The organism is Bradyrhizobium sp. Kon37 (assembly GCF_055807535.1).
Map to the genome: position 1 here is coordinate 37,934 of NZ_JBVVOY010000019.1, position 12,680 is coordinate 50,613.

Annotated in this window: 9 protein-coding genes; 3 read left to right on the plus strand and 6 right to left on the minus strand. The window is 58.4% G+C overall.

Annotated features, from left to right (window positions below):
• The first annotated feature begins 5 nt into the window (after nt 1-5).
• Nucleotides 6-1,505 carry a tripartite tricarboxylate transporter permease gene (locus AC0L3J_RS27900; RefSeq protein WP_473349061.1) on the plus strand — a complete coding sequence of 500 codons (1,500 nt, stop codon included), beginning with the start codon at nt 6-8 and terminating at the stop codon, nt 1,503-1,505.
• A gap of 24 nt (nt 1,506-1,529) precedes the next feature.
• Here AC0L3J_RS27900 and AC0L3J_RS27905 read toward each other — a convergent pair whose 3' ends face one another.
• The 6 genes from AC0L3J_RS27905 to AC0L3J_RS27930 all read right to left on the minus strand — a co-directional run bounded on the left by AC0L3J_RS27905 (nt 1,530) and on the right by AC0L3J_RS27930 (nt 8,561).
• Nucleotides 1,530-2,018 carry a hypothetical protein gene (locus AC0L3J_RS27905; RefSeq protein ID WP_473349063.1) on the minus strand — a complete coding sequence of 163 codons (489 nt, stop codon included), beginning with the start codon at nt 2,016-2,018 and terminating at the stop codon, nt 1,530-1,532.
• Between the two features lie 278 nt (nt 2,019-2,296).
• The gene (locus AC0L3J_RS27910; RefSeq protein WP_473349064.1) at nt 2,297-2,554 is read right to left on the minus strand and encodes a hypothetical protein; all 258 of its coding nucleotides are present in this window, start codon (nt 2,552-2,554) and stop codon (nt 2,297-2,299) included.
• Between the two features lie 715 nt (nt 2,555-3,269).
• On the minus strand, nt 3,270-4,172 hold the full coding sequence (locus AC0L3J_RS27915) for an O-antigen ligase family protein (RefSeq protein WP_473349066.1): 903 nt from the start codon (nt 4,170-4,172) through the stop codon (nt 3,270-3,272).
• A 537-nt stretch (nt 4,173-4,709) separates the two neighbouring features.
• A complete protein-coding gene (locus AC0L3J_RS27920; RefSeq protein ID WP_473349068.1) occupies nt 4,710-5,903 on the minus strand; it encodes a CaiB/BaiF CoA transferase family protein in 1,194 nt (397 codons plus the stop codon).
• 842 nt (nt 5,904-6,745) lie between these two features.
• Nucleotides 6,746-7,438, minus strand: a complete 693-nt coding sequence (locus AC0L3J_RS27925; RefSeq protein ID WP_473349070.1) for a hypothetical protein — start codon at nt 7,436-7,438, stop codon at nt 6,746-6,748.
• Between the two features lie 823 nt (nt 7,439-8,261).
• The gene (locus AC0L3J_RS27930; RefSeq protein WP_473349071.1) at nt 8,262-8,561 is read right to left on the minus strand and encodes a hypothetical protein; all 300 of its coding nucleotides are present in this window, start codon (nt 8,559-8,561) and stop codon (nt 8,262-8,264) included.
• A 199-nt stretch (nt 8,562-8,760) separates the two neighbouring features.
• Between AC0L3J_RS27930 and AC0L3J_RS27935 the strand changes: the two genes are divergently transcribed.
• Nucleotides 8,761-11,085: an FG-GAP-like repeat-containing protein gene (locus AC0L3J_RS27935; RefSeq protein WP_473349073.1), complete on the plus strand. Its 2,325-nt coding sequence runs from the start codon at nt 8,761-8,763 to the stop codon at nt 11,083-11,085.
• A gap of 602 nt (nt 11,086-11,687) precedes the next feature.
• On the plus strand, nt 11,688-12,650 hold the full coding sequence (locus tag AC0L3J_RS27940) for a TylF/MycF/NovP-related O-methyltransferase (protein ID WP_473349074.1): 963 nt from the start codon (nt 11,688-11,690) through the stop codon (nt 12,648-12,650).
• The last annotated feature ends 30 nt before the right edge of the window (nt 12,651-12,680 follow it).

The following is a 12,680-nucleotide window of genomic DNA, read 5'->3' on the forward strand; positions in this document are numbered from 1 at the left end:
CCGCGATGGAAGCTTTCGGTCTCTTGCTTCACGGCTTTGCGGTCTTGCTGACGTGGAAGACGCTCGTGCTGATGATGGTCGGGCTGGTGCTCGGCATCTTCGTCGGCGTCTTGCCCGGGCTCGGCGGACCCAACGGCGTCGCGATCCTGTTGCCGCTCACCTTCACGATGGATCCGACCTCGGCGATCGTGATGCTGTCCTGCATCTATTGGGGCGCGCTGTTCGGCGGCGCGATCACCTCGATCCTGTTCAACATCCCGGGCGAAGCCTGGTCGGTCGCGACCACTTTCGACGGCTATCCGATGGCGCAGCAGGGCAGGGCGGCGGAGGCGCTGACGGCGGCGTTCACGTCCTCTTTCATCGGCTCGCTGGTCGCGGTGCTCCTGATCACCTTCCTCGCCCCGATGATCTCGTCCTTTGCGCTGAAGTTCGGTCCGCCCGAGTTCTTCGCGGTATATCTGCTGACCTTCTGCTCCTTCGTCGGTCTCGGGCGCGAGGCCAAGCACAAGACCGTCATCTCGATGTCGCTGGGGCTGTTGCTCGCCGGCATCGGCATGGACACGGTGTCTGGCAATCTGCGCATGACCTTCGGCTCGTCGGAGCTTTTGCGCGGCATCAACTTCCTCGTCGCCGTCATCGGCCTGTTCGGCATCAGCGAGATCCTGCTGACGATGGAGGAGCGCCTCGCGTTACGCGGACACGCGGCGAGCATTTCGCTGCGCGTCGTGCTTGCTGTGTGGAAGGACCTGCCGAAATACTGGGTGACGCTGCTGCGCTCCTCCTTCATCGGCTGCTGGCTCGGCATTACCCCGGGCGGCGCGATCGCGGCCTCTTTCATGGGCTACAATCTCGCCAAGCGTTTCTCCAAGGACCCCGAGAGCTTCGGCAAGGGCCGCATCGAGGGTGTGTTCGCGCCGGAGACGGCGGCGCATGCCTCCGGCACCGCGGCGCTGCTGCCGATGCTGGCGCTCGGCATTCCCGGCTCCGGCACCGCTGCAATCCTGCTCGGCGGCTTGATGGTGTGGGGGCTCAATCCGGGACCGCTGCTGTTCGTCGAGCACAAGGACTTCGTCTGGGGCCTGATCGCCTCGATGTATCTCGGCAACGTCGTGGGCCTCGTGCTGGTGCTGACGACGGTGCCGATCTTCGCCTCGATCCTGCGCGTGCCGTTCGCCGCGGTGGCGCCGATGATCGTGGTGTCTTGCGCGATCGGCGCCTATGCGATCCAGAATGCCATGTTCGACATCTGGCTGATGCTGGGCTTCGGCGTCGTCGGCTACGTCTTCAAGAAGATCGGCATTCCGCTTGCGCCGTTCACGCTGGCGCTCGTGCTCGGCAACCGCGCCGAGGATGCCTTCCGTCTGTCGATGATCGGGGCCGGCGGCGACCTCAAGGTGTTCTGGTCGAACGGCCTGGTCGGCTCGATCACGACCTTGGCGATCGTGCTGCTGTTTTGGCCGGTACTCGACCGTCTCCTTGGACATCTAAAATCGAGGAGGCGATAGAAAACCGCATGGTCTTCTACTCGCTTATTGCCTCGCGACTAGCGCGGTTGCCGCAACGAGTGCGGCGAAGGCGGCCTGGGACACGATACCAATCTGCCAGTTCAGCCTACGTTTAGTGTGTATCCAGACATGGAAGCGTTGAAGCGTCACTAGCGGTTCTCGCTTGTAGAGGCTATGCGCGAACTGGAGCGGGTCGGGCAGCATGCCGGCGGCTGCCCCCAGTGCGATCAGCCAAATCGGCGCGCTTGGGTAAAATAGAAGGATCGCCAGGGCGAATCCAGTCGATGCATCGGTCGCAATCGTAAGCAGGTCCATCCACAACCGACGATCCGCCTTCAACAGTCGGTTATCGGCATTCTTGCGAACTGAGATTGCTTGAAGGGGATAGTCCCAATGTGGAATTGCATCGATCACAAAATGGCTCGCAAATCCTGCGACAGCGACCACGATTGGATGGGAGGGCAACATATAAGCGATGGCGCCGCCAACAATCGCGTGTGTACTTAGAATCATACCGGACCGTACCGCTCGAGCATCCTCCCCACAAAAGCACGGCCTCACCCAGAAGCACAAGGCCGCACATTCCAAAGATGCGCCCCCAGAGAGCACCGGATCGCGCATTCCGCTAATGAGCGTAACCCTCGTTCTATTCATGTTAGCCTGTCGGCAATGGTGCACTCGTTGCGGCCTTTGGCAGGAAGCCCGTGCGTGATCGCGTTCACTCCACGGACTGAAACGAAACGTGCTTGCGCATGCATTTTCATTTTAAAGTTTCCGTGCTCACCTGGAATTCACACGACTCTCGCCGCCCTAAGAGCTAAAATCTCTTGTAGATCAAAACCGAATTCGGCGACCAATTCGTCGGTCTGCTCGCCGAATTCCGGCGGCCGCGCCACCATACTGCTCGGCGTGCGCGACAGCGTCACGGGCTGGCCGACCAGACGGATATGGCGGCCCCCATCGTCGGCACGTCCTGCGCGATGCCTAGATGTTCTACTTGCGCGTCCTCGAGCATCTGGTCCGATGGCGTCGATCGGTCCGCAAGGCACGCCGGCCTCGTTGAGCTCGCGGACCCAGGTTTCGGTGATTTCGTCACTGTGCGCTTCTCGATCTCGGCGTTGAGCGCGTGCGTGAGGCTCCGCGGGCCGTAACGAGCTCCGCCCATGGCATCACATCCCGGCCTTGGTTATATAGGGCATGTGGGCGCCCGCGGTCGCAATGTCTCATTGACTCTGCTCGATGAGGGCACATCGGTCTGTAAATAGTTTAGTCTCGCTTTGCTTGGTCGCCGCAACCCGCGGCGAGACAGGCAAACATGCAGCAAGCATTTTGGCGTTCTAGGATATCATATTCGTAGGGAACCTCCAGTTTCACGATCTCACAAGCAAGTGCTCTCTGGCTCGTCGAAATCACCCGGCCGCAGGGCACGTCCAGAGCTGAGCAAACGATGAGAGAAGAGCGTCTTCGCCACCTAGTCTTGGGCAGTCTACTCAGGTCTCGTAGAGCGTTGGAAGGTTAGGCGTATGTCGCTGGTTTGTCCAAGCTGCCTCAAGCGAGCCTCAGAAGCAACCTCGCGGCGGGGACGGTTGCTGGTGGCCGAGAAGAGCCTGCATTGCGACGCATGCGGCACCGCCAGCGACATCGCGGTATGGCGCCTGGCAGCGGAGTACCAAAAACGGCGCGAGAGGTTTCCCGATCTGTCTGGACGCTAGAAGGTCTCTTTCGCTTGCATCCGGATCGACTTGGCTGAGTTTCGGCAGTTGGTCAACTAGGAACGATTCCGTGATCGGCGTTGCCGGAATAGAAGGTCGGCATTCCATTCTGGTCTTCTATTCTTCTCGATAGGGATCGTCCGCCAAATTCGTCGCTCTGCTGGATGATACGCCCTGCTGCGAGACTAACACCGATCACATAGATCCAGCCCGGCACAAAATCGAACAAATGCGAGTTCAATAGCGAACTAACCGCATTCTGTACGACGACGATGAAACCAAGCCATGGATAAAAGCCGGAACCCCGAAAAAGGCTAAGATGACCAATCCACATTGCGTACAGGGCGACACATCCGATCAACCCCCACTGCACGGCTACGTTGAGAGTTTGATTATGTGGATTGCTGACCGTCTCCGCGCTAAGCCCGGTTTGGCCCAGTGCGGCGCGATCAAATAGCATTTGGGTAGATCCTGTGCCGTGCCCAACGACTGGAGCTGCGCCAACGAACCTGAGAGACTTGCGCCAATACTCGAGCCGCAATCCAGTCGACGTTATATCATTGCCGGCACCGTACTTTGAATATTCGAGCAGGATACTATTCGTTCGATTTTGTAGATTGGGTGAGGCAAACCAAGCAGACCCGGCAAGCAATATGCAAATTGCAATCGCTCCATAAAAAAGTGAGCGCGGCAAATAAAACGCTCCGAATAGAAATAACATGATCGGAACGTATACTAGAGCTGTCCGAGCGAGTACCACGAAAGACAGATTGGCAAGAAATCCCATCGATAGCACGAGCAGAGGCAACGCCAAATGGATCTTTCGGTCTTTGATCAACTCAAAAATCGGCCAAGCTAATACCACAGCGCACAACGCAAACGATTGGCTCTGATCGATGTAGTTCTTTACAGGAACGCCGGGCTGCAAACTTGCAGTCGGGGTGAGATTCGGCACAAACGCTGCGACCCACGACAAGCCCAGGAGAACAGTGCAAGATCCAAGGAATGCCAAGAGTATCCAAACTGATCGCGATGACCTTCGAAAGTAATATACTAAGAATGGCATTATAAGAAACTTTAGCGTAGGATTTACGCCCCGCAGTCGAGCGGTCCAAGAGACGTCAGTCGCCCACAGAGTACCTATCGCGGCTAGCGCGAACAGCGCCACCGCAAAACCGCTTCTGGAGCGGCCTACCAAATTAGCAAATTCTCCGAGTCGTATCCTTGGGAATACGCTAAGTACCCAGAGGGCGCTGAAGATAGAGGTGATGGTTGTAGACCACGGCAGCGATGCGACCGTGATCACAGCGAGAACGTCGCTCATGACTGTCGAGTTCAACAGGGTCGGAAAGCGCCAGGAATTTCGAGCCAAGCTGTACAACTTCTTGTCTCCCGTAGATGAGCTAAGCTCGCTGTCCATAATCCCTCGATTGGCTTGCTAGGCAACGCGTGTCAAGCTCGCTCAAGATCGCAGCTCAGGTCAGAGAGCGAGTCAGACGATGCGGGCTTCTCTCAGGCTTGCGATTTCGGTCGCGCTGAATCCGAACTCCTTCAGCACCTCGTCGGTCTGCTCGCCGAATTCCGGCGGCCGCGCCACCATCCTGCTCGGCGTGCGCGACAGCGTCACGGGCTGACCGACCAGGCGGATCTGGCGGTCGTCTTTGTTCGGCACGTCCTGCGCAATGCCCAGATGCTTGACTTGGGCGTCCTCGAACACCTGGTCGATGGCGTAGATCGGCCCGCAGGGCACGCCGGCCTCGTTGAGCTCGCGGACCCAGGTCTCGGTCGACTTCGCCACGGTGTGTTTCTCAATCTCTGCGTTGAGCGCGTCGCGGTTCTTGGAGCGCGCTTGCGCGGTCGCATAGTCGGGATGGGCATAGAGCTCGGGCGCGCCGATCGCCTGCGCGCAGCGCTCCCAGATCCGTCCGCCGGTCGTGGCGATGTTGATGTATCCGTCCGAGGTCCTGAACACGCCGGTCGGGATGCTGGTCGGGTGGTTATTGCCGGCCTGCTTGGCGACCTCCTTCTCCATCAGCCAGCGCGCGGCCTGGAAGTCGAGCATGAAGATCTGGGCCTGGAGCAGCGAGGTCTGCACCCATTGGCCTTTGCCCGAGACCTCGCGCTCCAGCAGTGCGGTGAGGATGCCCATGGCACAGAATAGACCGGCGGTGAGGTCGGCAACCGGAATGCCGACCCGCATCGGCCCTTCGCCCGGCGCGCCGGTGATCGACATCAGCCCGCCCATGCCTTGCGCGATCTGATCAAAGCCCGGCCGCTTGTGGTAGGGCCCGTCCTGGCCGAAGCCGGAGATGCTGCCGTAGACGATGCGGGGATTGATCGCGGCGAGGCTCTCATAATCGATGCCGAGCTTCTTCTTGACGTCGGGCCGGAAGTTCTCGACCACCACGTCGGCCTTGGCGGCGAGGCGCTTGAACACGGCAAGCCCGCGCTCGTCCTTCAGGTTCAGCGTCATCGCCCGTTTGTTGCGGTGCAAATTCTGGAAGTCGGAGCCGCGCCGCGGCCCGCCCGGCTGCTCGCCGCCAGCATCCTCGGTCAGCGCGTCGATCTTGATCACCTTGGCGCCCCAGTCCGCAAGCTGCCGCACGCAGGTGGGCCCGGAGCGGACCCGGGTCAGATCGAGCACGGTGAAGCGCGACAGGGCTTCGGAGGCATGCGGAAAGGGCATCTCGAAGAGCTCCTAGATGGCGGGGCTACCATAGTGCCGAAAGATCATGCGGCAAGTCGGCTCGGCGCCGATGCTGCCTGCCAAAATGCGATGCCTCGTGTGGCCCTTGCCCGGCGGAAAGATCAGCGCGGCAGGCGCTTCAACTCGGCGCGCGCCTTCTCGGCCAGCGGATCGTCACCATGGCGGGCGATGAACAGCTCGAATGCCTCCGCCGTGCCCTTGGCGGGCGCCACGCCCAAGAACGGCGGGTTCGGCGGGCTCTGAGCGAGCGGCTTGAGCGTGATAACGCTTCAGGGCCTTTCATGCTGGAGGCGCTGTTTGGTTTCTTCGTCGAACCCGAGATTGCGAATGGGTCTTTGAGTTGGCCGTGCGCGAATCGATCTCATCCCAAAGTCATAGCGTTTGCGACGCCGGCGGCTCGAACTGGCCCGCAATCGCGGGTTGAGAACCGATAAAGCCCGTCGAGATCGTGGTGGTGGCGGGGCGGGCGATGACTAAGTCGCGGCAGCGTTCAAGGATATTGCCGAAATAAAGCTGGTTGTCCTGGCGTCAAGGACGTGAAACAGCAAGTGGTCGGTGGTGGAGCGACTGGCCTTTATTGGTTTGGGATCTTCGCATCGGGTGGCGCGGCGAGTGTTCGCCGAATATCTCAACATTCCGGTATGACTTGGGCGGCATTCCGGGGTGAGCTGCTTGACATGGCGATCGCCGGCGGTAGCTTGATGCTTTGCATAGCGATCGCCAGCCTGCTCGGTGAGTTACGCCAAAAGTAAGATCCGCGCCAAGCGATCTTCCGGCATTTAAGAGGAAAGAATGTCGATGCCATCGACTCGTACAATGCTTTAGCGACCAAGCAGGCGATAGGATGCGCCGTAGAGCAGGGGAGTCCATCTGTAGGCGCCGAGACGCCAGAGAAGGCGGACCGCTGCAGGCTGATGCAACCCGTAGGGCATGCCCCATGTTCCCTTCATGGTGCGCCGTCGGACTTCATCGAGGACAAGAACACCGATTGACGACGCCTCAATCGAGCGCACCGCGCCTGCTCGCGCGGCGTGTTCTGAATCGCGCCGGCGAAGCTCGATCCAGTTTGGCCCTGGATTTGGCAGCGCACTCTCATAGAAAATATCGTCACCGCCCAAGCCGGTGAAATAATTATAGTCCGTGCGACCTGGGAGAAGATTGTGACTAGCGACAATGCAAACATGCTTAGTTAACGCTGCGGCCATCATCGAGATCGCTTGAGGGCCCTTCGGTCCATCGACCAGAAAAGCGGTTCGCGCTTCGGATTTCAGTGCGTAACGCCCGAACTCTGTATAGGCGTTGCCCGCGACCAACTGCAATGATTTGAAATTTGCAAGGCGATTGCGGCACGCCTCTGCACGGTCTTGATCAGTCTCCAAGTCGATGGAAATGGTCTTCCTGCCGGTACGGTCACCCCATTCGCCAAGAATCGCAGTAGAATAGCCATCCTGACGTCCACTTTCGATGATTTGCTCGATTCTTTCTACGTCACAGACGGCCAAAAAGAATGCCATCTCGCTCGGGAAAATTGACCCCTCAACCCATCTCTCGACGTGATCGCCGTCAAGGATTAGTTTCGATGCAGACTCTGCTGCCTCTACGAGGTTGGGACTCGAAGTTCTCATAACTGGCCGAGCTTTCAAATTTTAAATTCGTCGGCGACCAGCCATAAACAAAACAGGGAAAAAACAAAAGCCGCAACTAGGAGCAACGTGCCGAGGTCGTCCGGAATACTCGGCGTCCGAAGCCTTCTCGGACCTCCTGCGCTCATTGAGCGACTCCACCATAAGTTCTTGTGCACGTTGTGGCGAGCGAGTGACGGACCAGGGGAGCGGAGCCGTCAGTCGATCCCTTCCTCACAATCGTCGATCTAGCCATCTGGTCTTCTTAAATCGTCGAAAAGGATCATCGGAAACAGCCAACCGGATGGGCCCCAGCCGTGCTGGCCTATGATCTCATGGTCTCGCGAGGACCCGCAAGGATTGGCGGTGAATTTGCGCAAGTTCCTGCGGGTTTCCTTTGCAATTTCAATGGATCGTGGCAGTTGAGCAACAATTTGCTGCGCTGCAGCATCTACGGCGGGACGCGTTTTGAGTAGGTCGAAAGCGGTGATGTCCGACGCCGTCGCCGACGGCCCCGCTGGTCGCATAGGGCGCCGCGGGATCAGGCCGATCGCCCCGTAAGCGCCGTCCGGAGCAAGCCGCTGCCGATGACGCGCAACAACAGCCGCCCCCACGGATGGCGGCAGCGTGCTGACGATGCCGACGGGATGTGATCCGGAGGCCATTGCCTAAGCTATTTTAAACGCCAACTTCTCGCGCTCTATGGATGAGAAATTCAACGTGACAAGCGCTTCAGCTCAATCCGTGCCTTATCGGCGAGCGGATCTTCGCTGTGCCGAGCGATAAAGAGCTCGAACGCCTCTGCTGTGCCCTTCTGCCGGGCGATCTCGTATTCCTCGGCGACCGCTGCCGAAGGTGAGCGGGCTGGCGGAACCGAGGGCGCGCGCGCCTTGCCGCCGTCGTCCGCGTAGGCTTTTCCGACCATGACAGGGAGTCCTCCCGGGGGCAGATGATCTGGAGCTGATAGCGCCATCAGGGCGCAAACCAAGCTGGCTGCGAGCAGATGTCGTTTCATGATCTCCCTTGTAAATCACGACGGGCTGGGGGAACCGTCATCGTGGGTCGGGTCCGTATGATTACGGGATTTGATGCTAACACGACCTTGCGGAGGAAGTTGGTCCGCTTCGCCAAACTTTAACCAAACGTATGTTTCTGAAGATAGAATCACTGGCTCGGACCTCGAATCAAATGGGCCTGCTGCTTCGGAGATTCCCTTGGCGACCGCTGTCAACATTAGTGCGACCAACAACGCAGACATTGATGGCATGCTGGCCGGCGTCAAATGGTCCGGCACGATCAGCTATAGCTTCCCTACATCGGCCGGCACCTACGCCAATCCTTACTTCGGCGGTGATGGCGAACCGACAACGTCGGGCTTCGCCCCCGCGCCGACCCAGATGCAGGCGGCGATCAACTACGCCATCGCGCTGATCAAGGGCTTCACCAACGCCAGCATCACCTATAACGGTGCGGGCAGCTCCGACATCATGGTCGCACAGTCGCCGGCAGCCAATCCGACGTCTTATGCCTATTACCCCGCTAATTACGCGTCGGGCGGCGACGTGTGGTTCGGCACGCAGTACGACTACACGCAGGCGCAGCTCGGCAATTACTACTTCACGACCGCGCTGCATGAGCTCGGCCACGCTTTTGGCCTCAAGCACAGCCAGGAGACTGGCGGCGTCGCCAACGTCGCGGTGCCCAGCGCGCACGACGACAGCGAATACACCGTCATGAGCTATCGCAGCTATGTGGGCGGACCCCTCACCGGCTACACCAATGAGGCCTACGGATATCCGCAGACCTACATGGCCAACGATATCATCGCGCTGCAGACGCTATATGGCGCGAACTACAACACCCAGAGCGGCAACACCGTCTACACCTGGAGCCCGACCACTGGGCAGGAGTTCATCAACGGCGTCGGACAGCTTACGCCGGGCGGCGGCGTCGGGGGCTCGGCCGACCGCATCTATGAGACGGTCTGGGACGGCGGCGGCGCCGATACCTACGACCTGTCGAATTACACGACGAATCTCACCGTCAATCTCAATCCCGGCGCCTCGTCGGTGTTCTCCGCCACGCAGCTGGCCTATCTCGGCAATGGCCATTACGCGGCTGGCAACGTCTACAACGCTTATCTCTACAATGGCGATGCGCGTTCCTACATCGACAACGCCACCGGCGGCTCCGGCAACGACATCATCATCGGCAACGCCATCGCCAATATCCTGAAGGGCGGCGGCGGCAACGACACGATTACCGGCGGCGGTGGCAACGATACCATCGACGGCGGCCCTGGTACGGACACGGCGGTGTACTCGGGGAACGAAGCCAACTACAGCATCTCGTACAACTCGGCGACGCAGACCTTCACGATCTTCGACCACCGCTCGGGCTCGCTCGATGGTACCGACACCGTCATGAATGTTGAGTACTTTCAGTTCGCCGACGGCGAAGTGGTTAGTTCCACGTTGATGAGCAATTTACAGCCTTCGGGGGCAAGCTGGATTGCTACCATCACACAAGACTTCGACCATGATGGACATGACGATATTCTCTGGCTTCAGCCATCAACCGGTGCCGGAAAGATTACCTATCTCGCTGAAGGCTCCGTAACGAGCTCGGTGCAGTTTGCGACTCTTGGTCAAGGGTGGGCTGTGATTGGTCATGGGGACTATAATCACGACGGAAATACAGATCTCCTGTGGCAAAATCAAACAACCGGCCAGGCCAGCGAGAGCCTTCTTTCCGGAGGACAGATCACCACGACTTTCAATTTTGGCGTGATGGACTCAAATTGGCAGCTCATCTCCTCGGGCGACTTCAGTGGAGATGGAACCGATGACATGCTTTGGCGAAACAAAATTACCGGGGAGGGACTTGAGTGGTTTCTTCACAACGGGCATGCAGACGCTTGGAAGAAGTTTGGCGTGATGAGTCCCGATTGGAAAGTGGCGTCAACGGTCGATCTCAATCACGATGGAACGACTGATATTCTCTGGCAGAATACGAACACGGGAGAGGGGATCGAGTGGTTCTGCCAAAACGGCAACGCGGTAGCTTGGCAAAGATTCGGAACAATGGGAGCAGGGTGGGATGTCGTCGCAACGGCCGACTTTAATGGTGATAGCCGTGTCGACCTACTGTGGCAGAACGAAACCAGCGGCCGGCTGATCGAGTGGTTTATCAATGAGCAGGGATATGCCTTTGACTGGAAAGACCTCGGAACTCCCAATTCTAGTTGGAAGGTCGCAGGGCTATTGGATTTGCATGGCTCGGGTGGACCGATGATTTTGATGCAGAATGCTGCAACAAACGTCACCACCGAAATATCGAGTACGACTGCGGGAGCCACGACCGGGTTGGCTGCGCCATCTGCCTCACCGAACGCGGTTCCGTCGCCTGCTGCGAGCAGCCAGTCGATCGCGGCCAGCACCAGCAGCCCTTCTCAGGATCTAGCGGATGATTCTCATTTGCTGCAGAGCCATGACGCCACCAACTTTGTGGCCCACCTACACAATTTCATGCTGTCTTAACGACGTGGCGAGCAATTGCTGATGTGGTAGCTTAAGCTAAGAGGGACACGTAGACAGGTCTTTGTTCTTCATCACGACCATGTCACACCTCGGCGAATTTCGCGTGCCCAAGCCGAAGCCAGGATCGGTGTAGCGGAGCTGGCTTGGAGGATAGTGCGCTCCCTGACCGGGACTCTCAATACCGGGAAGGGCACGTACCTCAGACCTTGATAGCAGAACTGTATAGGCTGACGCCGGAGATCCTGCGGCAGGAAAGTCTGAAGCTCCACCCTCATTCGCCTTATGCTGCAGAAAGGAGTTCTGCGGCAATGAATCGCGATGAACTTCCGGGGCGCATAAAGTAAAGGAAGGTGTTTAAATTCCAGGAATCCAGTTCGCAGCGAGACCTTGTGAATTGCTAAATCGGGTCAGGATCGTGTCACATCGCGATGGGCGTTACCCGGACTACGTAAACGGCACAAAATCTTTCGCATCAACGGGCTCGATGTCTTTGTGTTAGCAACGGAAGAGCGCGTGCCACGCGAGAATTTATTGAGATCGCCTCTGCGCGGCCTCCTGATTTCGCTCCGCGTGCGGTCTGGCGGAACAAGTTGCGATGCGATATGAGCAATGCAGACAAGCTGCGGTGTCACGATTTGGACCCTGCGTCTGATCGAAAGGGCCTGCATCAAATGATTTGTGCTAATCAGAAAAAACGGCAGCCGCTCGAGGTCGTAACCGTTGCCAGGCTGGCTAAGCCAAGCCATGTCGGTACAGCGCGCCGTCTCATCGTCCGGACAAGCTGGCTGCCGGCGGTCGTCGTTGATGGAATCGATCGCTTCGGTACTGCGCTTCAGAAAGTTGCGAACGTCCTGCGCTTCGAGCGCTTTTGGACTGAAAGGATTGCGAATGACCCGCGCGTCCTCGTAGTGCCGACATTCAACAAGAAGATTGGCAAGCACCCGATCTGGAATGTCGCGATCAATTGGATCCACGATAATGCGCCGGCGGGGTCTGTGGTCGAATTTGGAACCAACAATGGGGGTTGGCTCAAATATTTCGTCGATCGCTTGCCAGCGACGATTCGTCTCTGCGGCTTCGACTGTTTCGAGGGGTTGCCTGAGGCTTGGGATGGTCTGCCCGCAGGCTCGATCAAAGGATTCGGGGCTCCAGTGGCGCTTTGGGACGATCAACCCGAAATACGCCAGAGAATCATTGACGATGCGGCTCGTGGCTTGCCGTTTCCGCCGCCGCCGCAGCCCAATGTCAGAATTGAGTCCGGTCTATTCAGCGAAGCATTGCCTCGTTATTTGAAGGATGAGGGGCTTGATGACCTGCGTCTTGTTCACTTCGATGCTGATCTCTACACGTCGACGCGTCCCGTGCTGGACACGGTGTGTGGTCGTCTCAAGCATCGCTATCTAATCCTTTTCGATGAGTTGTATTCTGCGAACCATGAATTCAAGGCGTGGCGCGAATTTCTCGCGCTCTACAAGTTAACGGATTGGCGAGTGTTGGCTGCCAGCGCGGATGGCTCTCAGGTTTTGATAGAGGTGAACACGCGTGCAGCGGTTAATGCTGCATAAGTTTCCGCCGCTCTCGTGCGAAAAGGAAAC